Annotated in this window: 24 protein-coding genes; 5 read left to right on the top strand and 19 right to left on the bottom strand. The window is 73.6% G+C overall.

Annotated elements, in window-relative coordinates; translation table 11 throughout:
* Positions 1 to 111 precede the first annotated feature (111 nt).
* Together GA0070609_RS06385 and GA0070609_RS06380 are read right to left on the bottom strand one after the other, a co-directional pair.
* Entirely contained in the window at positions 112 to 792 is a 681-nt protein-coding gene (locus GA0070609_RS06385) for a cellulose binding domain-containing protein (RefSeq protein ID WP_088992943.1), read from the bottom strand.
* Positions 793 to 879: 87 nt separating this feature from the next.
* Entirely contained in the window at positions 880 to 1,542 is a 663-nt protein-coding gene (locus tag GA0070609_RS06380) for a cellulose binding domain-containing protein (RefSeq protein ID WP_157748067.1), read from the bottom strand.
* A 145-nt stretch (positions 1,543 to 1,687) separates the two neighbouring features.
* On the opposite strand from GA0070609_RS06380, the gene GA0070609_RS06375 reads away from it, so the two are divergent.
* A complete protein-coding gene (locus tag GA0070609_RS06375) occupies positions 1,688 to 2,233 on the top strand; it encodes a GNAT family N-acetyltransferase (RefSeq protein WP_088992941.1) in 546 nt (181 codons plus the stop codon).
* Between the two features lie 82 nt (positions 2,234 to 2,315).
* Here GA0070609_RS06375 and GA0070609_RS06370 read toward each other — a convergent pair whose 3' ends face one another.
* Both GA0070609_RS06370 and GA0070609_RS06365 read right to left on the bottom strand, forming a co-directional pair.
* Positions 2,316 to 2,705 (bottom strand): hypothetical protein, encoded by a 390-nt coding sequence (locus GA0070609_RS06370; RefSeq protein WP_088992940.1) that lies wholly within the window; start codon positions 2,703 to 2,705, stop codon positions 2,316 to 2,318.
* Positions 2,706 to 2,742: 37 nt separating this feature from the next.
* A complete protein-coding gene (locus GA0070609_RS06365; protein WP_088992939.1) occupies positions 2,743 to 3,405 on the bottom strand; it encodes a hypothetical protein in 663 nt (220 codons plus the stop codon).
* An 81-nt stretch (positions 3,406 to 3,486) separates the two neighbouring features.
* Between GA0070609_RS06365 and GA0070609_RS06360 the strand changes: the two genes are divergently transcribed.
* The gene (locus GA0070609_RS06360; protein WP_088992938.1) at positions 3,487 to 3,675 is read left to right on the top strand and encodes a hypothetical protein; all 189 of its coding nucleotides are present in this window, start codon (positions 3,487 to 3,489) and stop codon (positions 3,673 to 3,675) included.
* Between the two features lie 21 nt (positions 3,676 to 3,696).
* Here GA0070609_RS06360 and GA0070609_RS06355 read toward each other — a convergent pair whose 3' ends face one another.
* A complete protein-coding gene (locus GA0070609_RS06355) occupies positions 3,697 to 5,370 on the bottom strand; it encodes a right-handed parallel beta-helix repeat-containing protein (RefSeq protein WP_088992937.1) in 1,674 nt (557 codons plus the stop codon).
* Positions 5,371 to 5,513: 143 nt separating this feature from the next.
* Positions 5,514 to 6,158 carry a C39 family peptidase gene (locus GA0070609_RS06350; protein ID WP_088997534.1) on the bottom strand — a complete coding sequence of 215 codons (645 nt, stop codon included), beginning with the start codon at positions 6,156 to 6,158 and terminating at the stop codon, positions 5,514 to 5,516.
* A gap of 1,513 nt (positions 6,159 to 7,671) precedes the next feature.
* On the opposite strand from GA0070609_RS06350, the gene GA0070609_RS06345 reads away from it, so the two are divergent.
* On the top strand, positions 7,672 to 8,055 hold the full coding sequence (locus GA0070609_RS06345) for an ArsC/Spx/MgsR family protein (protein ID WP_088992936.1): 384 nt from the start codon (positions 7,672 to 7,674) through the stop codon (positions 8,053 to 8,055).
* Positions 8,056 to 8,206: 151 nt separating this feature from the next.
* On the opposite strand, the gene GA0070609_RS06340 is transcribed toward GA0070609_RS06345, so the two are convergent.
* Positions 8,207 to 8,563, bottom strand: a complete 357-nt coding sequence (locus GA0070609_RS06340; RefSeq protein ID WP_088992935.1) for a VOC family protein — start codon at positions 8,561 to 8,563, stop codon at positions 8,207 to 8,209.
* A 160-nt stretch (positions 8,564 to 8,723) separates the two neighbouring features.
* Between GA0070609_RS06340 and GA0070609_RS06335 the strand changes: the two genes are divergently transcribed.
* Positions 8,724 to 11,579: an aconitate hydratase gene (locus GA0070609_RS06335; RefSeq protein WP_088992934.1), complete on the top strand. Its 2,856-nt coding sequence runs from the start codon at positions 8,724 to 8,726 to the stop codon at positions 11,577 to 11,579.
* Positions 11,580 to 11,669: 90 nt separating this feature from the next.
* On the opposite strand, the gene GA0070609_RS06330 is transcribed toward GA0070609_RS06335, so the two are convergent.
* The 9 genes from GA0070609_RS06330 to GA0070609_RS06295 all read right to left on the bottom strand — a co-directional run bounded on the left by GA0070609_RS06330 (position 11,670) and on the right by GA0070609_RS06295 (position 21,876).
* Positions 11,670 to 12,506, bottom strand: coding sequence for a Vgb family protein (locus tag GA0070609_RS06330; RefSeq protein ID WP_088992933.1), 837 nt, complete (start codon positions 12,504 to 12,506; stop codon positions 11,670 to 11,672).
* Between the two features lie 152 nt (positions 12,507 to 12,658).
* A complete protein-coding gene (locus tag GA0070609_RS06325; RefSeq protein WP_088992932.1) occupies positions 12,659 to 13,267 on the bottom strand; it encodes a GTP-binding protein in 609 nt (202 codons plus the stop codon).
* Positions 13,248 to 13,634, bottom strand: a complete 387-nt coding sequence (locus GA0070609_RS06320; RefSeq protein WP_088992931.1) for a DUF742 domain-containing protein — start codon at positions 13,632 to 13,634, stop codon at positions 13,248 to 13,250. The genes GA0070609_RS06325 and GA0070609_RS06320 overlap by 20 nt, the downstream gene beginning before the upstream one ends.
* Positions 13,635 to 13,639: 5 nt before the next feature.
* Entirely contained in the window at positions 13,640 to 14,062 is a 423-nt protein-coding gene (locus GA0070609_RS06315; protein ID WP_088992930.1) for a roadblock/LC7 domain-containing protein, read from the bottom strand.
* 91 nt (positions 14,063 to 14,153) lie between these two features.
* Positions 14,154 to 16,769, bottom strand: coding sequence for a sensor histidine kinase (locus tag GA0070609_RS06310; RefSeq protein ID WP_088992929.1), 2,616 nt, complete (start codon positions 16,767 to 16,769; stop codon positions 14,154 to 14,156).
* 99 nt (positions 16,770 to 16,868) lie between these two features.
* The gene (locus GA0070609_RS06305; protein ID WP_231928551.1) at positions 16,869 to 18,506 is read right to left on the bottom strand and encodes a prenyltransferase/squalene oxidase repeat-containing protein; all 1,638 of its coding nucleotides are present in this window, start codon (positions 18,504 to 18,506) and stop codon (positions 16,869 to 16,871) included.
* A complete protein-coding gene (locus tag GA0070609_RS34095) occupies positions 18,503 to 19,414 on the bottom strand; it encodes a terpene synthase family protein (RefSeq protein ID WP_231928550.1) in 912 nt (303 codons plus the stop codon). Before GA0070609_RS34095 ends, GA0070609_RS06305 begins: the two co-directional genes overlap by 4 nt.
* Positions 19,411 to 20,796, bottom strand: coding sequence for a cytochrome P450 (locus tag GA0070609_RS06300; RefSeq protein WP_088992927.1), 1,386 nt, complete (start codon positions 20,794 to 20,796; stop codon positions 19,411 to 19,413). The genes GA0070609_RS34095 and GA0070609_RS06300 overlap by 4 nt, the downstream gene beginning before the upstream one ends.
* Positions 20,797 to 20,958: 162 nt before the next feature.
* A complete protein-coding gene (locus GA0070609_RS06295) occupies positions 20,959 to 21,876 on the bottom strand; it encodes a GNAT family N-acetyltransferase (protein WP_088992926.1) in 918 nt (305 codons plus the stop codon).
* A 96-nt stretch (positions 21,877 to 21,972) separates the two neighbouring features.
* Between GA0070609_RS06295 and GA0070609_RS06290 the strand changes: the two genes are divergently transcribed.
* Complete coding sequence (locus GA0070609_RS06290; protein ID WP_172899298.1) at positions 21,973 to 22,227, top strand: DUF2630 family protein; 255 nt, start codon at positions 21,973 to 21,975, stop codon at positions 22,225 to 22,227.
* A gap of 53 nt (positions 22,228 to 22,280) precedes the next feature.
* Here GA0070609_RS06290 and GA0070609_RS06285 read toward each other — a convergent pair whose 3' ends face one another.
* The 3 genes from GA0070609_RS06285 to GA0070609_RS06275 form a co-directional block, all read right to left on the bottom strand.
* Positions 22,281 to 23,213 (bottom strand): serine protein kinase RIO, encoded by a 933-nt coding sequence (locus GA0070609_RS06285; protein WP_088992925.1) that lies wholly within the window; start codon positions 23,211 to 23,213, stop codon positions 22,281 to 22,283.
* 210 nt (positions 23,214 to 23,423) lie between these two features.
* Complete coding sequence (locus tag GA0070609_RS06280; RefSeq protein ID WP_088992924.1) at positions 23,424 to 24,068, bottom strand: HAD family hydrolase; 645 nt, start codon at positions 24,066 to 24,068, stop codon at positions 23,424 to 23,426.
* Between the two features lie 61 nt (positions 24,069 to 24,129).
* The gene (locus GA0070609_RS06275; RefSeq protein WP_231928549.1) at positions 24,130 to 24,999 is read right to left on the bottom strand and encodes a carbon-nitrogen hydrolase family protein; all 870 of its coding nucleotides are present in this window, start codon (positions 24,997 to 24,999) and stop codon (positions 24,130 to 24,132) included.
* Between the last annotated feature and the right edge of the window lie 48 nt (positions 25,000 to 25,047).

The following is a 25,047-nucleotide window of genomic DNA, read 5'->3' as shown; positions in this document are numbered from 1 at the left end:
GCCGAAACATTCTGCAATACCTTGCAAACCAAGTCGCAACAAAGCAGGGCGCTTGCAAAAAGGACGGCCCGACGCTGTCCCGCGCCGGGCCGTACAGATGCCGCGGTGGTGTCAGAGGCCGGTGCAGGCGACGCCGTCGACGGTGCAGCTCGCCGGCCGACTGTCCGCGTCCTCGACGTAGAACCGCAGTGCCACCGAGGCTCCGCCGGCCAGGTCCTGGCCACTGCGGTAGCTGAAGCCGTCGTCGGTGCGGCTCACCGTCCCCTGTGGCCCGCCCTCCAGCCAGGCGCTGTCCAACCGCCCGCCTGGGAAGACCAGCCGGGCCGTCCAGTCCCGTCCGGTCGACGAGGAGTTGCGGATCAGCACCTCGCCGATGAACCCGCCGTGGAACGAGTTCACCACCCGGTAGCGGCCGCTCAGCGGCGACGACGGCGGCACGGCCAGCGGGGCGTCGCCCCCACCGCCGGTGGGCGAGGGAGCGCGGCTGCTCCGACTCGGTGCGGGCCGGGTGGACGGGCTCACGGTGCGCTCCGCCGGCGTACGCGTCGCCCGCGCGGACGACGTCGGCGAGGCGGAGGCGGTCGGCGGCAGGGGCAGCTCGGGCAGGGCGACCGTGGGCGGCGGCGGGCCGGGCTGCGCGTCGAAGTCGGGACTGCGCCCCCGGTACGCCCCGAGCGCGACGACCAGCAGCACCACCATCACGGCCACGCCGATCGACACCACGATCCAGGGCGAGGACGCGACGGCGGTCGTGCCGTACGACTTGTTCGGTGCTCGGCCGGTGCCGGACATCTCATCCCTCCAGCGGTCGTCGGAAGCGTAACGGTCGGCGGCGCGGCGGCGGCGGGGGCCCGGCCCCGTGCCGGCCGGGTCCACCGCTCAGCCGATGACGCAGTCGGCGCCGTTCACCGTGCAGCTTCCCGGGCGGTCACCGGTGCCGTGGCGGGTGAACCGCAGCCCGAGCGTCCGGCTCTGCCCGGGGTCCAGCGGGCCGGTGCCGCGCAGCGTGTACCGGCCGGCGCCGGTGCTCGTCACCGCGATCCCGGCGCCTCCGGAGGAGACCTGGACGCTCTTCACGTTGCCGCCGAAGAGCAGCTCCACCCGCCACTCGCGGGCATCGTCGGTGCCGTTGCCGACCACCAGCCGGGCGGTGAAGGAGTCGCGGTCGCTCCCGGTCACCCGGTAGCTGGCGGTCAGCGCGCCGTCGGCCCGGTCGGCGGGGCGCGGCGAGCGGGCACCGGCGGGCACCGGTGGTCGCGAGGTGGCCTGGGCCGACGGGGTGGCCGACGTCGGGGTCGGAGTCGCCGGCAGCGGGGACGCCGGCGCCAGTCCCGGTAGGGCGGGCAGGGACGGCAGGGACAGCGGCTGGGGCGGCGGCGGCTCGGCCACCGGGCGGCGTTCGGGAGCGCGGAACGCCACCAGCGCGACCACCAGCATCGCGGTCAGCAGGCCGACACCGAGCAGGACGATGACCCAGGGCACCGACGCGAGCACCCGGGATGCGGCGTGCCGCCCGGGACCGCCGGCGGGCCGCACAGACATCCGTTCCCCCCTCGTCGGAGCCGACTCGCCAGCGTAGCCAGCGGTCCCGCTCGGGTGGAACGGAGCCGTCCGCGATCCGACCGACCGGCCGGTACGCCGCCGAAAACGGTTGGCCGACCGGCGGCGGTTCGGGTCTGATCGGCACATGCCCGCGCTGACGCCGCCCACCGAACGGGTACAGGCCAGCTTCCTGGCCGCGATGGCCGAGTTCCAGGCCGAGGGCCGGGGCGACCGGCAGGACCACACCATGGTCGGCACCGAGATCCGCCGGTACGCGGCGACCTGGCACCGCCCGGAGGCGTTCGCCAGGTACGTGGCCGACCTGCGCGCCCAGGCGCTGCCGGACACGCCGCGGCCGGCGGGCTGGGCGCCGGACACCACTCTGTGGTGGGTCGACGGCGACGAGTACCTCGGCCGGATCTCCGTCCGGCACCGGCTCACCCCGCAGCTGCGGGAGGTCGGCGGCCACATCGGCTACGACGTACGGCCCACCGCCCGTCGCCGCGGGCACGCCACCGCCATGCTGCGTGCGGCGCTGCCGGTGGCCCACCGGCTCGCCATCGACCCGGCGCTGGTCACCTGCGACGTGGACAATCTCGCCTCCCGGCGGGTGATCGAGCGCAACGGCGGGGTGCTCGCCGACGAGCGCGCCGGCAAGCTGCGGTTCTGGGTGCCCACCGGCCGACCGTGAACCGGTCCCCCACCCGGCCCGTCGTCCGGTCCGGGCAGGGCCGGCCGGCCGGGCGCGTCCGGCTCGGGCGACCCGGCGGCGGTCAGGCGGTCCGCACCACCGTGCAGATGACCGGGCCCCGGTCGGTGGTCCGCAGCAGGTAGCGGTACCGTTCGCCGGGCACCTTCCGCCCCTGGCTGTCCAGGAACTCCCACTCGACAGCCACCATGGTCAGCAGGGCGGAGACCGGCTGCACGTCCTCGATGGCGGCGTGCGCGGCGACCAGCTCCCGCTCCCGGTAGTCCGGCGCGGCGCCCACGAAGGACAGTGCGACCGCCGCCGGCGAGGTGAACGAGAAGCTGTACGTGTCGGCGACCACCAGCCCCGGCAGGGCGTAGCAGCCGGCGATGGCGGGCACGTCGCCGGCGGTCAGCGCCACGCCGTACCGGTCGAAGAAGTCGGTCAGCGTGTCCAGGTCGGTGGAGGCTCTCACCCCGCTGACAATTGCCGATCAGCCGGCCGGCCAAACCTCAACGCGCCGGTACCCGCACCTCGATCTCGGCCCCGAGCTGGGCGCCGCCGGTCAGGCCGAGGTCGTCGCCGCTCCAGAACCGGCCCGGGTCGTACCAGTTCGGTCGCCGCCCGGCGGGGAGCAGCCCCATCGCCTCGTAGGTCACCGCGACGACCTCCGCGCAGTACGCCGACTCCAGCGCGCCGTCGCGCACCGGCGTGCCGGCGCTGCCTCGGCGCCCGGGTGCCGGCAGCCGGACCGCCGGTACCCGGCCGCGCAACCAGCGCCAGGCGAGCTGGGCGGTGGACGGGAAGGGCGTGCCGTCCAGGCGGGCCACGGTACGCAGCACCGCGTCCTCCATCCCGGCGTCCGCGGGCGGGTCGAGCTGGCGCAGCCAGGCCCGCTGGCCATACCGGGTCGCCCAGACGCAGACCGCGTCCCGCAGGTCGTGCAGCTGCACGCCGCGCTGGTGGGTGCCAGACCACAGGTCCGGCAGCGACCGGCCGAGCTCGGCGTGCCACATCAGCGGCGGCATGTCGTCCAGCACCACCGCCATGCCGACGTGGTTGACCGGGCTGTTGGTGGTGAACTGGATGGCCCGGTCCGGCACGCTGCGGCCGCGGAACACCCACAGGTCGCCGGTACGGGTCAGCTCGACCGCCTCGTCCAGGCTGATACTCATGCCGGCGCCCCACCGTCGCCCGACACGCCACCGTGGGCCGGACCGCTGATTCGCACCCTCATGGCCGTCTACCCTAGGCCGATGCGGCGACGGTTGCGGTGGTGGAAGGTGCTCGGGCTCGCGGGTCTCGCCGGTGTCGCGGCCTCCGGCGTGGTGATCGCCCGGGCGGAGCGGCGGCGGCGCGCGTACACCCCGGAGGAGATCCGGGCCCGGTTGCGGGACCGGCACGCGCAGGCCAGCGCGGCGAAGCCGGCCGACGACGCGGCCTGAGCGGCGCCCGCCGCGGCGCGGTCAGTGACCGTCGTCGTGGTTGCGGTACCAGCTGCCGCCGTCCAGGGGCGTGTCCAGCCGCACCGGACCCGAGGCGTTGCCCGCGAAGTCGTTGTCGTCGACCCGACAGGCCACGCACCGGCCGCGCTCGGTGACCCACACCCCGTAGGTCTGCGTCTGCTGGTCCCGCCGGTCCCAGATCCGGTTGCCGCGGACGATCGCCGAGTCCACAGCGGCGTTGACGGTGATTCCGGCCCGCACCGGTGGGGCGTCGGGCAGAACGTACCCGGTGCCGGGCCCCGGGGTGTCCTCGTTCCAGGCGGTCACGGTGTCCGGACGGATCTCGGCGAGGGCCAGTTCGGTGTCGGTGTTGCCGGCCACCACCGCCGCCCGCGATCCGACCCGCAGCACCTTGCCCCGGTGCCCGTCCTGGGTCCAGTCGGCGCTGCGGTCGATCATGGACCGGGTGCCGTACCACACCGACTCGCCACCGCCGGAGGCCGCCGGGGCACACCGCCGGCCGTTGTTGCGGATCCGGTTGCCGACGATCGTCGGGTCGGTCATCGGCCGGTCGATCCGGATCCCGTCGCAGCCGTTCTCCCAGATCTCGTTGCTGTCGATCACGACGTCCGAGGCCGGGCCGCGGTAGCCGTCACCGAGCACGTGTTCGCGGTAGCCGTGGCCGCCGTTGCGGCTGATCCGGTTGCCCCGGACCGTGTACGGGCCGGGGGTGTTGCCCATGCTTACCCCGTCGCCGATGTTGCCGTCGATGACGCAGTCGGTGAGCAGGCCGCCGCGACCGGCGATCCCGGCCGTGCCGTTGGCCGACACGTCGAAGCCGGCCTCCAGGTTGCCGGTCATGGTGCAGGCCGTCACGATCAGGCCGTCCGCGCCCCAGTCGGAGATGCCGAACCGGTTGGCCTCGCTGTGGCAGCCGATGATGCGGTAGCCGCGCGGGGGCGTCCAGTAGTCCTTCTGGAGTTCCAGGAAGATGCCGTTGGTGCCGTTGCCGAGGGCGGTGGAGTTGGCGATGGTGAGCCGCTCCACCGCGCCCCAGCCGCCGATGCCCACCCCGATGCCGGCGCCACCCATCTCCTCACCGTTGTCCAGCCGGCCGCAGCCGACCACCACCACCCCGTCGATCAGGCTGTCCTGGAGGAAGTCGCAGCCGAGCCCGGTGGCTCCGGTGTGGTGGATGTAGAGGTTGCGGAAGATGCCCCGCACCACGTACTGCAGGCCGAGCCCCTTGGCGAGGTAGTCGTACTGCGCCAGGGCCACCCCCGAGCCGTCGATCTCGAAGTCGGCGAAGGTGCAGTCGGCGATGTGCCGGTCCCGGTTTGCGCCGTGCTGCACGGTGGTCCAGAACGCCAGCGGCATCGGGTCGGCCCGGTTCCCCTCGTTGCTCAGCAGGAAGCGGGTCGCCCCGGGCCCGGCGCCGATCAGCGACACCCCGCTGCGCCAGACCGTGCCGGCGTCGCGGATCGAGTAGGTGCCCGGTGGGCAGTAGATGACCCGGGCCCGCCCGTCGGCCGCATAGCCCGCGCCGAGGCGGTCCACCAGCGCGGCCAGCGCCGGCTGGTCGTTGGTCACGCCGTCGCCCCGCAGGCCGTACTCGCGGGCGTCGCAGTACAACGGCGCGCCGGCCACGGGCGTACGGCGCACCGCGGCCACCGTACCCACGCTGCGGTACCCCACCGGACCACTCCCCTCGGCGTACGGTCGGTCGGCTCCTCCCCCGGGCGGCGGGTTCCCGCTCCCGATACCGGGAAACGCGGACACGGCGAAGGGCCGGCCCCCGGGTTGGGGGTCGGCCCTTCGTGGTGTTGCTTGTTCGCGTGTCAGGCGGCGTAGCCGCGGGTGGCGATCCAGTCGGCGAGGTTGTCGATGCTCATCCGGTAGCTGGCGGTGTTCGGGTTGGCGGAGTCGGCGATGGTGACCGTGTTACCGCCGTCGCGGTAGCCGACGACGCTGATGTAGTGCCCGCCTTCGAAGGAGTGGGTGTTGCCGTCGGTGTCGGTGGCGGTGCCGGCGATGTTGGCGACCACGGCGCGGCCTTCGTCGACGGCCTTGACCACGTCGGCGCGCAGCTTGTCGGTCTGCTTGTCGTCGGCGGCGCGGTCGCGGATCTCGACGCTGCGGTAGACGTCCTTACCGGTTTCCTTGTTCAGGACGGGGGTGATGTCGTTGATGGAGTTGGTGCCGGCCTCGGTGGTGCCCATTTCCTCGGCCATGGCGTCCATGTTGATGTTCTTGCCCTGCACGGACAGGGCGTTGCGGGCGGCGGCGGGGCCGCAGTAGTAGAAGTTCGGCTGGGCCTCGTAGCGCACGCCCAGTTCCCGCTCACCGTTCTTGCGGTCGGTGGTCACCGAGGTGGTCGGCTTCTCGGCCGCGAAGACGGCGGTGCTGGGGGCGGCGATGGCGCCGCCGGTGAACGCGAGGCCGGCGGCGGTCAGGGCGGTCTTACGCAGGATGTCGGTACGCATGGTGATCACAAGCCTTTCGATCCGGGGGAAACACGGCACACCCAAGGGGGATGGGTGGGCCGCGCGGTGAGGAAAGGGTCGTGCGAAACAGTGGATCGCTCCGGGCGACGCCGGGCGACCGGGGGTGTAACCCATCCGGGCAGGCCCGCCATTTCCGGGGGCTCCGAGGCCGGGTGTATCGGCGGCCTGCTTCGGCCGTCCGGGGTTGTTCAACGACCCGGGCCGGCCCGCCATTCCGGGGGCGTCGGCCGGGGGCCTGCTCGGCCCGTCCGGGGATTGGTCAACGACCCGCGGCCGGTAGGCATTCCGCCCTGCGATCCGGCTGGGCTGCACCCGCGTGCCAGCACCCGGGGGGTGTGGCGCGGGTATGCCATGTTCAACGACCCCGACCCGCCACCGATTCCACCCCCAGCGTGGCCCCGACCACCCCACACCAACCCCGAAACCCCGCACCCACCCACACCACCGGACAACCCGATCCAGACATCCCCGGTGTCACCGGACAACCAAGACGCCACCGGACACCCGGCCACCACCGGACAACGGCCCGTCGCCGGCCAACGGGGCGCCCCCGGACGGCGGCTCATCCCCGGACAACCGCCCGTCGCCCGGACGACGGCTCGTCATCGGACGACGGCTCGTCTCCGGACCTACCGGCCCGTTCCCGGACAACGGCCCGTCCCCGGACTACCGGCCCTCGCCGGCCCCGACGCCATGGAGACACCCCCGACCGCACCCCAGACGACACCGGGCAACCCGACCGCACCGCCCGCCCGTCCGCCGGGGCGATCCAGGGGTTTGCGTCAGAATCCGGGCCCGGCGATGACACAAAACCCCTTGATCACCGGGCTGTCCGGGCGGCCGCGAGATGCGCGGCGGGCTGGTGTGGGGCGATGGGGAGGGAATGGCCGCCAGCGGGCGCGCTGTGGAGCTCATGTCACCAACGACTCACCACGCACCCCGGTGATCCACACCGTGTCGGGGACATGGGGGTGTCCGCCGGCTCGGGATGCCGCCACATCGCCGACACGGAGTGGATCACGACTGCAAGAGCACCGTGGTCAATGCGCAGGGGTGCCAGGGGCGTCGGGGACGCCAGCGCCGACCGATCGCCCGACGGGCGTGATGACACAGCGGCATATTTATGACTCTGAGGTATCACGCCGGTGCGGAACTGCCCACTCCGGCCACGACACGCGCGGCCGCGGCGAGCACCGGGCGGCGGTGGCCCGGTCGAAGGCCGGTTCCCGGGCCTCGGGCCGCTCCCGGCCGCCCGGACAGACCGACGGGCCGACGGGCCGACGGGCCGACCAGGTCGACGCCCGCCGGAACATCACGGCGCTTGACCGACGGGCCGGCCCCGGGCGGGCGTCCTCGCCGCTGAGTCCGCGCAACATGCGGGATGTAGTGGCCTGCCGGGGGCTCCGAGGCCCCTACATCCCGGAGCGCCGGGCGCCGGTGGGGCGCTACCGGGGCGGGCGTGCCAGGATGGGCGGCTGGCACCATGTCGGGCATGGAGATCTGGAACAACCCCGCCTGCTCCAAGAGCGCTTGCGCCCGGTCCGTCCTGGACGAGGCCGGCGTCGGCTACCAGGTCCGGCCGTACCTCGACCAGCCGCCGACCGTCGAGGAACTGGTCGAGGTGTTGCGCCGGCTGGACGCGCGTCCCTGGGACATCTGCCGGCTCCAGGAGCCGGCGGCGGTCTCTCGGGGGATGGCGGACTGGCCGCGCGACACGGCGACCGAGCCGCGTTGGATCGAGGCGATGGTCGCCTCGCCGGAGCTGATCCAGCGCCCGATCCTGCTGCTCGACGACGGCAGCGCGCTGGTCGGTCGTACCCCCGAAGCCCTGGACGAGGCCGTACGCCGTGCCGGCGGCGCCACCGGCACGGCCTGAACCCCGACGTCCCCCGCACGACAGGCCGGCCGCCGCCCGGCACGGACAAGCCAGGCATCGTCCCCGCAACGACGGGCCAGGCATCGCCCCCGCACGACAGGGCCGGCATCGGCCCGCACGACGGGCCGGACGCCGCCCAGCGGGCCGCGGGTCAATCGAGCGGGGTCAGGAACTCCAGCCGGTTGCCGTGCACGTCCTCGGTGTGGAAGCGGCGCATCCCGGGTAGCTCGTCATCGCCCCAGGTGACGGGGTGACCGGCGGCGGTGAGTCGGTCGGCGAGCGCGTCCAGGTCCGGCCAGACCAGGGCGGGGTGCGCCTTGCGGGCGGGCCGGAAGTCGTCCTCGACGCCGAGGTGCAGTTCGGTGCCGTGTCCGGTGAACCAGCAGCCACCGCGGGCCGCGAGCACCGGCGGCTTGGGCTTCTCGGTGAGGCCGAGCACGCCCACGTAGAAGGACCGGGACGCGTCCTCGGAGCCGCGCGGGCAGGCGAGTTGGACGTGATGGATCATGGTGGTACCTCCTCGTCCCGAACCATGGCACGAGGTTGCGTGTTTAGCAAGACGGACGTACGGTTTTGTTGAAAGCGAGAATCGGCGGTAAGTGTCACCTAACCACGGCGGCACTCCGGCCGGTGCGACAGACTGCTCAGGACTACTCACGGTCGCTGGTGTGAAGGAGTACGACGTGGCGAGCCTCGACACCTTCGGTGCGAAGACCCAGCTACGCGTCGGAGACGCGAGCTACGAGATTTTCAAGATCAGCAAGGTGGACGGCCACGACCGGCTGCCCTACAGCCTGAAGATCCTGCTGGAGAACCTGCTGCGGACCGAGGACGGCGCGAACATCACCGCCGACCACATCCGGCAGCTCGGCGCGTGGGACCCCACCGCCGACCCGAGCGTGGAGATCCAGTTCACCCCGGCGCGGGTGCTCATGCAGGACTTCACCGGCGTGCCCTGCGTGGTCGACCTGGCCACCATGCGCGAGGCGGTACGCGACCTCGGCGGCGACCCGACCAAGGTCAACCCGCTCGCCCCGGCCGAGCTGGTGATCGACCACTCGGTCATCGCCGACCTGTTCGGCCGCGAGGACGCCTTCCAGCGCAACGTCGAGCTGGAGTACGAGCGCAACAAGGAGCGCTACCAGTTCCTGCGCTGGGGCCAGACCGCGTTCAACGAGTTCAAGGTCGTCCCGCCGGGCACCGGCATCGTGCACCAGGTGAACATCGAGTACCTGGCCCGCACCATCATGGAGCGCAACGGGCAGGCGTACCCGGACACGGTCGTCGGCACCGACTCGCACACCACGATGGTCAACGGCCTGGGCGTGCTGGGCTGGGGCGTCGGCGGCATCGAGGCCGAGGCCGCGATGCTCGGCCAGCCGGTCAGCATGCTGATCCCGCGGGTCGTCGGCTTCAAGCTCTCCGGTGAGATGCCGGCCGGCACCACCGCCACCGACCTGGTGCTCACCATCACCGAGATGCTGCGCAAGCACGGTGTGGTCGGCAAGTTCGTCGAGTTCTACGGTCCCGGCGTGAGCGCGGTGCCGCTGGCCAACCGGGCCACCATCGGCAACATGTCGCCGGAGTACGGCTCCACCGTGGCGATCTTCCCGATCGACGCCGAGACCGTCCGCTACCTGGAGCTGACCGGCCGCGACCCGAAGCAGGTCGCGCTGGTCGAGGCGTACGCCAAGGAGCAGGGCCTCTGGCACGACCCGAACGCCGAGCCGGAGTACTCGGAGCGCCTGGAGCTCGACCTGAGCACCATCGAGCCGTCCCTGGCCGGCCCGAAGCGCCCGCAGGACCGGGTGCCGCTGGGCAGCGCCAAGACGCTGTTCCGCTCGGCGCTGAAGGACTACGTGGCCGCCGACGAGACCGGTGGCGACCGGGGCCGCGCCGCCGGCGTGCCGCAGCAGGAGAAGCCGTTCGGGGTCATCGGCCACGCCGACGAGGCCAGCGCCGAGTCCTTCCCGGCCAGCGACTCCCCGGCCAACGGGGTCAACGACCCGGCCGACGCCCCGCGCGACCTGGAGACGGCAGCGGTCGGCGCCGGTGGGCGGGCCACCAACCCGATCCGGGTCACCGGCGCGGACGGCACCGAGTTCGAGCTGGACCACGGCGCCGTGGTGATCGCCGCGATCACCTCCTGCACCAACACCTCCAACCCGCAGGTCATGATCGGTGCCGCGCTGCTGGCCCGGAACGCGGTGGAGAAGGGGCTCGCCCGCAAGCCGTGGGTGAAGACCACCCTGGCGCCCGGCTCGAAGGTCGTCATGGACTACTACGAGCGGGCCGGCCTCACCCCCTACCTGGAGAAGCTCGGCTTCCACCTGGTCGGCTACGGCTGTACCACCTGCATCGGCAACTCCGGCCCGCTGCCCGAGGAGATCTCGGCCGCCGTCAACGACGCCGACCTGGCCGTCGTCTCGGTGCTCTCCGGCAACCGGAACTTCGAGGGCCGGATCAACCCGGACGTCAAGATGAACTACCTGGCGTCCCCGCCGCTGGTGGTCGCGTACGCGCTGGCCGGCACGATGGACATCGACCTGGCCAACGAGCCGATCGGCGAGGACAGCCAGGGCAACCCGGTCTTCCTGCGCGACATCTGGCCGAACAGCGCCGAGATCCAGGACGTCATCGCCTCGGCGATCGGCGCCTCCGGGTTCAGCTCGGCGTACGCGGACGTCTTCGCCGGCGACGAGCGGTGGCAGTCGCTGCCCACCCCGACCGGTGACACCTTCGCCTGGGAGGGCGAGTCGACCTACGTCCGCAAGCCCCCGTACTTCGAGGGCATGGAGCGGGAGCCGAAGGCGGTCACCGACATCGCCGGCGCCCGGGTGCTGGCCAAGCTGGGCGACTCGGTGACCACCGACCACATCTCCCCGGCCGGCTCCATCAAGGCCGACTCCCCCGCCGGCAGGTACCTGGCCGAGCACGGCGTGCCGCGGCACGAGTTCAACTCGTACGGCTCCCGCCGGGGCAACCACGAGGTCATGATCCGGGGCACCTTCGCCAACATCCGGCTGCGCAACCAGCTGGTGCCGGGCGTCGAGGGCGGCTTCACGGTCAACCACCTGACCGGTGAGCAGACCTCGATCTACGACGCCTCGGTGGCCTACCAGGAGGCCGGCGTGCCGCTGGTCGTCCTGGCCGGCAAGGAGTACGGCTCCGGCTCGTCGCGGGACTGGGCGGCCAAGGGCACCATGCTGCTCGGCGTCAAGGCGGTCATCGCCGAGTCGTACGAGCGGATCCACCGCTCGAACCTGATCGGCATGGGCGTGCTGCCGCTGCAGTTCCCGGCCGGCGAGACCGCCGAGTCGCTGGGCCTGACCGGCACCGAGACGTTCTCCATCGCCGGGGTGACCGCGCTGAACGACGGCGACACGCCGCGTACGGTCAAGGTCAGCACCGACACCGGCATCGAGTTCGACGCGGTGGTGCGGATCGACACCCCGGGTGAGGCGGACTACTACCGCCACGGCGGCATCCTGCAGTACGTCCTGCGCCGCATGATCGCCGGCTGACGTCGTACACCGGAGAGGGCCCCTTCCCGCGGATGCGGGGAGGGGCCCTTTCGTCGTGCGGCCGGTGGAACGCCTACCCGGCGGTGCTGGTCACGCCTCCGCCGCGACGAGGGCGCCCGACTCCATCGCGACCCAGATCCTGCCGTCCGGTCCCACCGTCAGGCCGTGCGGTTCGGCACCCGGAAGTGGGTACTCCGTGACCGTGCCGTCGGTGGTGATGCGTCCCAGCCTGCCGGCGCCCCACTCGGTGAACCAGAGGGCGTCGTCGGGGCCGGCCACGATGGCGTGCGGCCGCGCCGCCCGATCCGGCAACGGATGCTCGGTGATCGTGCCGGCGCCGTCGATGCGGCCGATCTGGCCCGCGCCGATCTCGACGAACCACATCGCCCGATCCGGGCCGGCGCAGATCCCCACCGGCGCCGCGGCCCCGGTGGGCAGCGGATGGAGCGTGACCTCCCCCGCCACCGTGACGCTGCCGATCGCGTTGCCCTGGTTGAGGGTGAACCAGAGCAGCCCGTCGGGCCCGGCGGCGATCGCCGACGGCATGGCCTTCTCGGTGGGCAGGGCGACGAAGCTCATCCGGCCCGCCGGATCGATCCGGCCGATCCGGTCCTCCTGGAGCTGCGTGAACCACATCGCGCCGTCGGGGCCGGCGACGATGCCGTACGGCGAGGCGACGTCGAACGCGCGGACCGTCCCGTCGACGCCGATCCGGCCGATCCGGCCGCCGGCGTGCTCGGTGAACCACAGCGCGCCGTCGTGCCCCGTGGTGATCACCGTGGGCTGACCGTCCGGCGGATCGAGCTGGAAGAAGGTCGGCTCGCCGCCCGGCACGACGCGCCCGATCCGCCCTTGCTGGACGAGGGTGAACCACAGGGCGCCGTCCCGCCCGGTGACGACCCCGTACGGCGAACCGTCGATCTGCATGTGCAACCTCCCGAGAGCAGAATTCGCCTGCCGGTGAAGCGCTGCCGCAGCGCCCGATCGTGCGTCACCAGGACCGGCGCGCCCCGCCGTACCCGTCGAGCGCCTGTTCGAGCTCGTCGACCAGGGCGAGCGACAGACCGCGAAGGGCATGGTCAGTCGGCGGCGGCCCGGCGGCGGGCGTCCCGGGTCTTCATGGCGTGCTCCATCAGCGTGATGAGCACCTCCTTGCTGGACTCACGCTGCCGGGCGTCGCAGAGCAGCACCGGTACCCCCGGGTCCAGGTTGAGTGCCGCCTGCACCTCGTCCAGCCGGTACTGCCGGGCGCCCTCGAAGCAGTTCACCGCCACCACGAACGGGGTGCCCCGGCCCTCGAAGTAGTCGATGGAGGGGAAGCAGTCGGCCAGCCGACGGGTGTCCGCCAGCACCACCGCGCCGATCGCGCCGAGCGCCAACTCGTCCCAGACGAACCAGAACCGGTCCTGACCGGGGGTGCCGAAAAGATACAGCACCAGGTCGTCGCTGATGGTGATCCGGCCGAAGTCCATCGCCACCGTGGTGGTGGTCTTGCTCTCCACCCCGGAGAGGTCGTCGATGCCGACGCCGCTCTCGGTCAGCACCTCCTCGGTACGCAACGGGCGCGTCTCGCTGACCGCACCGACCATGGTGGTCTTGCCCACGCCGAATCCACCCGCGACCAGGATCTTGATCGCGGTGGGCAGTGGGGTCGCTCCCGCCGGCCGCTCAGAGTGCCCGTAGTCCATTGATTACCGCCTCGAAAACGCTGTTGTCGGGAAGGCCGGCCGTGTTCCGCGGCTCGCGGACCTGCACCAGGTTGCGAGCCACCAGATCGCCGAGCAGGACGCGGATGGTGCCCACCGGCAGGTCCAGGTGGGCGGCGATCTCGGCGACGGACTGCATCCGCTGGCAGAGCCCGACGATCGCCAGGTGCTCCGGCCCCAGGCCGACCTCCGGGGTCACGTCGGCCCGGGTCGCCGTCACCAGGGAGATCAGGTCGAACGTGCCGGTGACCGGGCGGGCCCGGCCACGCGTCACCGCGTACGGACGCACCACCGGACCCGCATGGTCGTCCACCCACTGATGTTCCGCGGACTCTCCCTGCACCGTCATCGCGGCTACTTCTCGCCGGCCGACTGCTCGGCGTTGCGTGTCGGCGAGGCGACGAACTTGCCGACCCGGGTGACCAGCATCGCCATCTCGTACGCGATCAGGCCCACGTCGGCGTCCTCGCTGGCCAGCACCGCGAGACAGGCGTTGCGCCCGGCGGCCGTGACGAACAGGAACGAGGACTGCATCTCGATGATGGTCTGCTGCACCTGCCCGCCGCCGAAGCGCTTGCCGGCGCCCCGGGCCAGGCTCTGGATGCCCGCCGCCATCGCCGCGAGGTGCTCTCCGTCGTCGCGGCTGAGTCCCTGCGAGGAGGCCATCAGCAGGCCGTCCGTCGAGAGCGCGACAGCATGCTCGGCCTGCTTCACCCGGCCGACCAGATCATCCAGCAACCACGTCAGGTCGGCACTCGAAGCCGTCTTCTGCGCCACTCGTCGTCCTCTTCTCCCCCGGCGTTGTCGCCGTGCTCGTGTGGGGCTGACCGTCACGTCGCGAGCGGGGTACCCGCACCGCCCGCGCCGGTCAGGTCGCTTGTTGCTCGTCGGGGTCGGGCCCGGAGTCCGGCCTGGCGCCGGGCCCGCCGAGCAGTCGCGCCGCGTCCGTACGCCCGCGCCGGGTGCCGGTCTGGTAGGAGCTCATCATCCGGCGTACCTGCTCGGGCGGGCGGACCACGTCCTCGTCGTCGTCCGGGGCGGCCGACTCGTCGCGCAGCTCGGGCACGATGTTGGCCTGCCGGACCCGGACGGGCAGCCCGGAGTCGGTCCGGGCCGGTTGCGGTTGTCCGGCGGCGGCGTCCGGGCGACCGTCGGTCGCCGGGGCGGCGTCGCCGGCGGGCGCCGGACCGGCCGGGGCACCGGTCGGCGTGACGTCCACGTCGGACCGGGCGGCGGCCATCGGCAGGCCGGTCGGGAAGGTCGGCCCGTCCAGGGCCGCCTGCTCCGACCAGCGCCGGGCCCGGGTCGGCAGCGGGTCCTCGCCGGCCGGCAGGCTCCGGCCCCGGGTCCGGGTGGGCAGCGCCCCGTCCGCACCGCCGTCGCTGCCGGACTCGCCGTCAGCGCCGTCGGCGCCCGCCGTGGCCACCGGGGCCGGCTCGACCGGCTCGACCGGCTCGGCGACGACCGGCGGCTCGGCCAGCGCCACCGGCACCGCCAGCGGGGCGGACGGCTGCTCGGCGGCCGGCGCGGCCGGGGCCGCGGCAGCCGGCGCCGCGGTCGGGGCGGGAGCGCCGGCGGGGAAGCCGCCCGAGGTACTCGGGTCGGAGTCGTCGGCGGTGACCAGGTCGGCCGGGATCAGCACGACCGCGGTGGTGCCACCGTAGGCGGACTCCTTCAGCTGCACCCGGATGCCGTGCCGCTCGGTCAGCCGGCTCACCACGTACAGGCCCAGCCGAGCGGCGTTGGCCAGGTTGAGGTCGGACTGGTCGACGATCCGGTGGTTCGCGGCGGCCAGGTCCTCCTCGCTCATGCCCAGGCCGCGGTCCTCGATCTCGATCGCGAAGCCGTTGGCCACCATCTGCCCGCGCACCTCGACGGTGGTGTGCGGCGGCGAGAAGGACAGGCCATTCTCGATCAGCTCGGCGAGCAGGTGGATGACGTCACCGACCGCGCGGCCGGTCAGCGACACCGGCCCGAGCGGCAGCACGTTGACCCGGGTGTAGTCCTCGACCTCCGCGACCGCGCCGCGGACCACGTCCACCATCGGCACGTTGCGCCGCCAGGCGCGGCCGGGGGTGGAGCCGGAGAGCACGATCAGGTTCTCCGCGTTGCGCCGCATCCGGGTGGCCAGGTGGTCGACCCGGAACAGGTCCTCCAGCTCCTCGGCGTCCTGCTCTCGCCGCTCCATCGCGTCGAGCAGGGTGAGCTGGCGGTGCACCAGCGCCTGGGTGCGCCGGGCCAGGCTGAGGAACACCTCGCGGACGTTGCGGCGCAGTTCGGCCTGCTCGACCGCGGTGCGGATCGCCGTCTCCTGCACCGCGTTGAAGGCCTTGCCGACCTGGCCGATCTCGTCGTCACCGAACTGCAGCGGCGGCGCCTCCTTGGCCACGTCGACCTCCTCGCCGTGGCCGAGCCGCTCGACCACGCTGGGCAGCCGCTCGTTGGCCAGCCGGAAGGCGGCTTCGCGCAGCCGCTCCAGCTGGCGCACCAGGGCCCGGGCAGTGGTGATCGACACGATGATCGAGGCGACGACGGCGAGCAGGCCGAGACCGGCGGCGAGCACCAGCCGGACGATGACGCCGATGGCGATCGGGGTGGCCCGGTCGACGATGTCGTCGCCACCGGCGAGCACCACGTCGCCGATCTCGGTCAGCGCCGGAGCGGTGGTGTCGTTCCACTGCGCCGCCTCGACCGGGGGCCGGGTGCCGGCGTCGCTCTGCATGACCTGGTTCTCCAGGTCGGCCAGCCGGCGGAAGGTTTCGCCGGTGGACATCTGGTCGTAGCGACGCTGGTCGGCCGCGGGCAGCCGGACGATCGACTGGTTGGCGGTGAACTGCCGGGCGCCGACGATCCGGGTGAACTGCGCCCGCTCCGCGGGGGTGATCCGACCGGCCGCCAGCACGCCGGCGAGCAGGGCGTCCTCCTGGGACAGCAGTTCCCGGGCCCGGTTGAGGCCGATCAGCGCGGCGGTGTCCTCGGCGGCCTGCTCGTCGTCGAGGTTGCCGAGCGCGTCGTAGACCCGGTAGATCGACTCGATCAGCTCGGTGAACGCGCCACCGGCCTCGGCCCGGTCGATGCTCTTGTCGTCGACCGCGGTACGGGTGGCCGCCAGCTCGTCGAGGCCGCCGACCAGTTCGTCGAGCCGCTGGTCGAGCGTGTCGCTGCCGAGCGCGGCGACCTGCCAGCTGTCGATCGACTCGGTGAACTCGGCGGCGAGTTGGTCGGTGCGCTGCCGCACCTCGGCCAGGGCCGCCCGCTGGCCGTCGTCGGGACGCCCGAGGAAGGTCACCGACGTCCGGCGTTCCAGCTGCAACTGCAGCAGCAGCGGCTCGGTGGGGTTGAAGACCTTGCTGTCCAGCGCCTGCACGCCGAGCAGGTTCACGCCGTCCCGGATGGTCACCCAGGCGGTGAAGCTCCAGAGCGCGACCAGCGAGGCGAGCAGGGCGACAACCTTGGTACGCAGATTCGAACTGCGGGAACCCATTACACCGTCCCTGGCGTGGCCTGTGTGATCCGTCAGTCAGTCGCGCACGTACGCGCACGCATCGACCCCGGCGCACGCTAGCAGCGTCCGCTTCGTCACTCAAGCGCTCCTGATCATGGAATCGTCCGGCGCGGGCGCGTCCAGCGCCGCCCCACCCCGCCCGAGCAGGTCCGATCTGGTGAGCGCGAGCTGCCGGGCCGCGAGCACGGCCGCCCGGACGATCAGCACCGGAGCGTAGAGGTCCTTGTCGTGCCACAGTGGCGGATCGTCCCGGCGGCCGTCCATCGTGGCCAGCTGGTGCAGGCCCCGGCGGGCCGCCTCCGGCACCCCCGGCCGCGCCGGGCGGTCGGTGCCGAGCAGCACGTGCAGCGCGTACGCGGTCTCCTCCACGGTGCCGCTCCAGCGCCCCCACGACCCGTCCGGCCGCTGGGTGGCCACCACCCAGTCCACCGCCCGGTCCACCGCCGGCCCGGCCAGCTCGGCCGGGGCGTACCCGGTCAGCGCCAGCACCGCGCAGGACGTGGCGTAGTACGGCGAGGCGTGCCAGCGGTCGGCCCACCGTCCGTCGGACCGCTGCTGCTCGCGCAGCCAGCCGGCCAGCGCGGCGACCCGGTCGCCGTACCGGGCGGCGCCGGTGGCGGTGTGCCGGGCGTGCCAGCCCAGCGCCTCCAGCACGTGCGCGTTGGTGGTCACCGACCGCCCGTCCTCGCCGCGCCAGGTGCAGAAGTGGCTGCCCACGTCGTAGCGCAGCAGACTGGCCGGGTCCACCGGGTGGCCGAGCCGGGCCAGCGCGTAGAGGGTGACCGAGGTGGTGTCGGCGTCGGCCGGCAGCCCCGGACCGGTCGGGGTGCCCTGCGGGCCGAGCGCGCCGGCCAGCTCCGCGACCAGCTTCGGCGCCGGCCGCACCGGCACGCCGGCCCGGGCCAGGCTGCTCAGCGTCCAGGCCCGCTCGAAGACCGTGATCGGGGTGCAGCAGGGCACCGGACCGCCGTGCGGGCGGACCGCCTCGGCCAGGTACGCCCGCACGGCCGGGTTCGCCGCGTCCGGGGCGTCGCCGACCCAGGCGGCGGTGGCGGCCGGCGAGGCGCCCACGGCACCGGCGACCGGCGCGACGTCGGGCCGGCCCCGGGCGGCCGGGCCGAGCACCTCGAATGCGTGCTGGAGCTTCTGTGGCACCGGCCGGCCGCTGGCCAGCAGCGCGCCGAGGCCGTCCAGCCGCCGCCGGTCCACCGGCGGCAGGCGCCGGCCGGCCCAGCCGTCCGGGCCGGTGCCGGGGCGCTCGTCGAACCACTCGAGGTGGGCGTCGATCCGCTCGACCAGCGCCGGCACGATCAGGTCGGCGGCCGGGGTGTCCGGCAGCGGCAGCCCGTCGGCGAGCCAGCCGTCGAGCGCGTCCAGCCCACGGCCGGCCGCCGCGGCCAGCTCGGTCGGGGACGGCGCCGCGTCCCCGCCGCCGGCGCGCAGCGTGGTGAGCAGCGCTTCCACCGCGCTGGCGGTCGGCACCAGGGCGTAGCCGCCCGGCGCGCCCCACCCGCCGTCGCGGCGCTGGCTGCCCAGCAGGTACGCCAGCCGCCGGTCGTGGCCGGTGAGCCACGGCGCGTGGGTGACCAGCCGCCCGGTCTCGTAGACCGATGCGGTGACCCGGCCGGCCGGTTCGAGGGCCAGCGCGGCGAGCAGTTCCCGGGCCGCCGCGGCGACCTCGGAGCTCGCCGTGGTGCCGAGCTCCGAGGTGGTCACAGCGCACCCCAGAAGTCCGTGGAGCGGTAGAAGCCGCTGCTGAAGCCGATCTGCCGGGCCAGGTAGTCGGCCTGCACCGGGCAGCTGTCCCGCAGCGGGGCCAGCAGCTCGCGGGCGTGCCCGACCAGCTCGTCGATCCGCCGCCGCACCACGGTTGGATCGTCCACCAGCAGCAGCGCGTTGAGGTCGCCCCAGCGCAGGTCACGCTCGTAGGTGCCGAGGTCGTTGACCAGGCGCAGGATCCGCTGCACCTCGGCGCTGGCCACCACCAGCGCGTCCAGGTGGGCGAGCGTCACCGGGTCGTCGGAGTGGATCCAGTGCACGACGTTGACCACCGTGCAGGCCAGGTTGTCGGCGTTGTCCAGGTACTCGTCGAGGGTGGGCAGGCCACCGGAGCCGGCGGCCTGCTTCCAGTCCCACTCCCGCGCCATGGCGTCGAGCACCTTTCGCAGCTCGGCCCGCCAGACCGGCGCGTGGGTCCGGTACGCCGGCACGGCGGCCAGCTCGTCGCGCAGTTCGGCGAGGAACCGGCCGAGCGGGTCGTCGGCGGCCGGTGCGGCGCCGTCGGCCACCGCGAGGCAGTTCGCGGCCAGCCGGTCGATCTCGTCCCGGCTCTTGGCGACGTAGTCGACCTGCCAGTCGACGGCGAAGCCCCAGAGCACCGCCCGGTTGGTGATCCGCAGCTGGTCGAGGTCGCACCACGGGGCGCCGAACGCGATCGCCATCGCGACGTTGCCGAACAGCGCCGGGTCGAACGGCCGGGGCGGGAAGAGTTCCGGGTACGCGGCGGCGCGCTCGGCCAGGTCGCGTTGCCCCTTGGCGGCGAGGGCGCAGATCCGGCCCTGTTCGGCGGCCAGCGCGATCTGGTCGCCACCGTCGTACGGCGGCGACGTGGGCTGTGGGCTCATGCCGCGGCGCTCCGCACCGGGCGCAGGGTCAGCTCGACCCGCTCCAGCGGCCGCAGCGCGGCGGCCACCTTGATGCCGGGCACCGCTGGCCGTTGCAGGCGGAACCGGTAGCGGCTCAGCAGGGTCGCCACGATGAGCGTCGCCTCGAGGTAGAACAGGTGCATGCCCAGGCACTGGTGCGGGCCGCCGCCGAACGGGAAGTGGGCGTACCGGTGCCGGCTGCGGGCCCGCTCGGGGGCGAACCGGTCGGGGTCGAACACCTCCGGCCGGTCCCAGAACATCGACATCCGGTGGGTGATCAGCGGGCTCACCACGAGGGTGGAACCGGCCTCGATCCGTACCCCGCCGAGGACGTCGGCCTCGACGGCCCGGCGCGGGAAGAGCCAGCCGATCGGGTAGAGCCGGAGCAGCTCGTCGAGCACCTGCCGGGTGTAGCGCAGCTCGCGCAGGTGTTCCCGGCGCACCGGGGCATCGCCGACCACCCGGTCGATCTCCTCGTAGAGCCGCTCGGCGATCAGCGGGTCCTGCTCGATGTGCGGCCAGAGCCAGGTGAGCACGCTGATCGTGGTCTCGGTGGTGGTGGCCACCATGGCCACCGTGTCGTTGCGCACCTGGCGCTCGTCGAGGCGGCTGCCGTCCTCGGTGCGGCCACGCCAGAGGGTGGAGATGATGTCGTCGCCGTCGGACTCGGCGGTCTCCCGGGAGGCCCGGACGATCGGCATCAGCGTGTCGTCGATGAGCCGGACGGCCCGGCGGAACGCGCGGTCACCGGGCATCGGCACGGCCAGCGGGGCCCACGGCACCATGATGCGCGGCATCACCGACCAGGCGATCGCGTCCTGCGCCTGCATGATCTTCATGGCGTCCGGCACCGAGATCTTGTCGGCGAAGAAGACCCGCATGATCGCCGAGCAGACGATCCGGGCCTGTTCGGTGCCCATGTCGACCGGTTGGCCGGCGCGGGCCGGTGCGTCCAGCTCGTCGACCGCGTCCTCGATCGCCTCGGCCAGCCGGTCGACCAGGTTGTCGATCCGCCGCGCGGTGAACAGCGGCTGGAGGATGTGCCGGCTGTTCGACCAGTACTCGCCGTCGCTGAGGATGCCCTCGCCGAACAACCGTTTCAGCGGCCGCCACTGGAGGCCGTCGCCGGCCCGGACGTAGTTGGCGGCCTTCTCCCGCAGCACCTGCTGCAGGTGTTCCGGCCGGGTGACCAGGTAGGGGCGGAACGAGCCGAGGTTGAGTTTGACCACCTCGCCCCGGGACCGTTCCCCGAACTCGACCAGGGCCTGCGCCGGATCACGGAGCAGGCTCGGCACCACCTGGCGCAGTGGGACCGCGTCCGCTCGTCTGGTGTGGACCGGCGCGGTGTGTGGCACTCCCACGGTGCTCTGTGCCCCCTTCGGCAACCGTGCGTCGCGGCACGACTGTGTGCAGTAAGCGTTTCGCCGAGCATGCCATTGCCGCGTCAACTTTCTCTAGTCGCACCAAGAGAAATTTTCGCGGCCGGCTTTGCCGTGCTCCACAAGGGATTGACGTGGGAACCCTCAGGGGCGCAGATCCCGCAGGTAGCGGTACTCGGCCGCGATCGGCCGGTAGCCGTGCCACCGGTTGAGCGCCAGCATGGCCTCGTTGCCGGCGTCGTTGACGGTCAGGGCGGTCCGGTGGCCGGCGGCCCGGGCCGCCCGCAACGAGGCGTCCTTGACCGCCCGGGCCAGCCCCCGGCCGCGCCAGTCGCGGCGGGTCCCGGTCATCCCCGACTGGTACCGGTCCCGGCCGTCGGTCAGCGCCACGCTGAACGCGACCACCGCGCCGTCCACGACCGCCACCGTGGTCAGCTCCCGGTCCAGGTCCGGCCGTTCCCAGTACGCCGCCCGCCAGTCGGCGTAGCTGATCTCCACCATGCCGACGTCGCCGGGCTCGTCCCGGGCGGCGTCCAGGTCCGCCTCGTAGAGCGGGCGCGGGTCGCCGAGGTCGGCGGCCGTGCTGAGCCGCACCGGCGCCGCCAGCGGCGAGGGCTCGGGCAGCACCGCGGCCGCCAGGTCCAGGCCGAGCAGCAGCGAGCGCCGCCCGCGCCGGTAGCCGTGCCGCTCGGCGAAGGTCACCGCCGCCGCCTCGTCCACCACCCGGGCGTACGCCCGCCGCACGCCCAGCCCGGCGAGCCGCGCCTCGGCGGCGGCGAGCAGCGCCCCGCCCACGCCGCGGCCCCGCTCCCGGGGATGCACGACCAGGTTGACGAAGCCCCAGCCGGGCTTCCCGCTCTCGGGCAGCAGCCCGGTGCGGGCCACCCCGGCCAGCCCGTCGTCGGCCTCGGCGACCAGCAGCCCGAAGCGTTCCGCCGCCGGCGCCCCGGTCAACTGCCAGCGGACCAGTTCCGGGGTGGCGATCAGCGGGCCGGCCGCCCGCAGCAGCGCGGCGACCCGCTCCGCGTCGTCGGGGCCGCCGGGGCGGACGGTGACGGTCATGGCCCGGCAACCTACCGCAGCGCCCGGACGGGCCGGGACCGCGCTCGATCGGCCGGGCATGAATCCGCGCGTGCTCCGGCACCCTGTGCCAGGCTCATGGGCATGGACGACAAGACCATCCTGAACCGGATCTCCGAGCTGGTCGACGAGGAGCACCGGCTGCGCGCGGACGCGCAGGCCAACGAGACGGGCACCGACGACGCGGCCCGCGAGCGGCTGCGCGAGCTGGAGGAGTCCCTCGACCAGTGCTGGGACCTGCTGCGCCGCCGGCGGGCCGCCCGGCAGACCCACGGCGACCCGGACGCCCAGGGCGTACGGCCCAAGCCGGAGGTCGAGCGCTACCTCCAGTGAGCACCGCACCGGGCGTGCCGGGCGGCCCGACGGCCGCCCGGCACGCGTACGCCTCAGCGGATGCCGGCCTCGCGTAGCAGCTCCCCGGCCAGCTCGACCGGGTCCTGCGCGGCGGGCAGGCCGCGCGCGGCGAACCAGGCGCTGACCACCCGGACGTCCCGGGCCAGGAAGTCCGGGCCCTGCGGGTTGGCCACCAGGTCGACCACCTGGGGCAGGTCGATCAGCACCAGCCGCCCCCGGTGCACCAGCAGGTTGTACGGCGACAGGTCGCCGTGCGCGAAGCCGGCGCGGGCCAGCACGACCAGCGCGTCGACCAGCTGCTCCCACAGGTCGCGCAGCTGCGCCGGATCGGGCCGCAGCTGGGCCAGCCGGGGCGCGGCCCGCCCCTCCTCGGGCTCGCCCAGGAACTCCAGCATCAGCTCGGTGCCCCGCAGCTGGACGGGGTACGGCACGGCGATCCGGCCGTGCGCGGCGCCGATCTCCCAGAGCCGGGCCAGCGCGGCGAACTCAGCCGCCGCCCACTGCCCGGCGATCATCTGCCGGCCGAAGGCGGTGCGGCCGGCCATCGCCCGCATCTCCCGGGACCGGCGGACCCGGCGCCCCTCCAGGTAGCCGGCGTCGCGGTGGAACATCCGGTGCTCGGCGTCCCGGTAGCGCTTGACCGCCAGCAGGCAGGACCGGTCGGTGCCGGGCACCGCCCGGCGGACCAGGTGGACGTCCGCTTCCTTGCCGGTCTTCAGCACACCGAGTTCGGTGTCCTTGGCGGCCAGTTCGGTGACCAGCCAGTCCGGGTGGGGTTGCGGGCCGTGCACGGCGTCGTCCCAGGAGGACCACCGCTCCCCGGTGTCCGGGTCCGGCTCGGCGTCCGGGTCGGTGAGGACGGGCTCGGCTGCCCGGCCGCGCTTCAGGAAGGTCGGTTCGTCGTCGTCGAAGCGGCGCTTGCCGCGGGTACGGCGCTCGCGCGCCGGAAGGTCGTGATCGCGCACTGCGGTGGTGATCCCTTGCTCGAGGCTGATGGAGGCAGGTGGAAGTGACCTGCGAAGACGGCCATGACCGACCCCCTCTCCTCGACCGGGCGCGCGCCCGGGTGCACGATGCGCCGACCATGCTCGCGACTCGGGTCGCGGCCGGTCAACCGAATTACCCGCGCGCCGTACCCGGCGAGCGCGGATCGCCGCCGGGCCCGGCCTCGGGGCTCAGCGGGCGAGCACGGCGGCGACGGCGGCGATCAGGCCGTCCGCCGTGCGGGTGGGCGCGAACCGCGGGTCCGTCCAGGTGCGCCCGCGGTGCAGCCAGACGCTGGGCAGGCCGACGGCGGTGGCGCCGCCGATGTCCGCCTCCGGGCTGTCACCGATCACCCAGGCGCCGCGCAGCGGCATCCGGACCCGCTGGGCGGCCAGCGCGAAGATCCTCGGGTTGGGCTTGCTGACCCCGGCCTCTTCGGAGATCACCCAGTCGGCCACGAACCGGTCCAGCCCGGTCCGCCGGATCATCGCCTCCTGCTGGCGGACGGTGCCGTTGCTGACCACCACCGGCACCCACCCGGCGTCGTCGGCGATCCGCAGCGCGCAGGCGACCAGCGGGTCCAGCCGGACGTTGGCCACCACCCCCTCGTACAGCTCCTCGACCAGGTCGATGGAGGGGATGCGGAGCCCGTACCGGTCCCGGATGGCGTCGGCGACGTCCCACTTGTCGGTCAGTCCGTCGGCGTCCATGGAGATCAGCCAGTCGATGTCGGCCGGCGGCGCGCCGATGCCGTCCAGGAACCGTTCACCCCAGGCGCGGAACGGGCCGGCCCGGTCGAGCAGGGTGTTGTCCAGGTCCAGCAGGAGCAGCGGCACTCGGGCACCCTACGGGACGCCGGCGCCGCACCGACAGGGCCCGGCGAGGCGCCGGCCCGGGTCAGGCGGTGAGCACCGCACGGGCCGCTCCCTGGTGCGGAAGGCGGTCGACCAGCATGGAGTGGGCCGCCCGGGTGGCCGCCAGGGCGGCCGGGTCGAGCGTCGCGACCAGCACGTCCTCGCCGGTGTCCGCGCCGCGCGCCAGCGGGCGACCCTCCGGGTCGTAGACGGCCGCGCCGCCGTTGAACCGCCACGGCGGTTCACCGCCAACCGAGTTGGCGAAGACCACGTACATGGTGTTGTCCAGGGCGCGCGCCGCGTAGTAGAGGTCGCGGCGGTGCTCCGAGCCGGTCAGGTAGCCGCTCGGGCAGAGGTAGCCGTGCGCCCCGTCGGCCGCGGCGGCCCGGCCGTGCTCCGGGAAGCAGCCGTCGTAGCAGATGCCGAGACCGAACCGCCAGCCGTCGACCAGCAGGGTGGCGCCGCGCCCGCCGGGCACGAACAGCTCCCGCTCGTCGCCCCAGAGCTGCTGCTTGTCGTACCCGACCCGGACCGCGCCGGTGCGGTCGACGACGAGCGAGGAGATGGTCCGGCGGCCGTCCGGGTGGCGGACCGCCGCGCCGACCACCACCACGGTGCCGCCGTCGCGGGCGGCGGCCCGCAGCGGGTCCAGCCGCGGGTCGTCGACGTCCGCCGCCGGATCGGCGGCGACGTCGGTGCCGGCCGGATCGGCCGCCAGCACCGGCGGGTGGTACGCGGGCAGGAAGAGCTCCGGCAGCACCGCCACCCGGGCACCCCGGTCGGCCGCCCGACGGACCAGCCGGCCGGCGGTCGCCGCGTTGCCGGCCACGTCGCCGGGGTCGGGTCCGGCCTGGACGGCCGCCACGGTCAGCGGCGCGGTGGGCAGTGCGATGGGGGTGGGGGGTGGCGTCACGGCGCGATCGTAACCGGAACGTGGCGGCGCGCTGATCGACCAACCGAC

The organism is Micromonospora echinaurantiaca, assembly GCF_900090235.1.
GTDB classification, from domain to species: Bacteria; Actinomycetota; Actinomycetes; order Mycobacteriales; family Micromonosporaceae; genus Micromonospora; species Micromonospora echinaurantiaca.
This window is presented reverse-complemented; position numbering and strand designations above follow the sequence as displayed.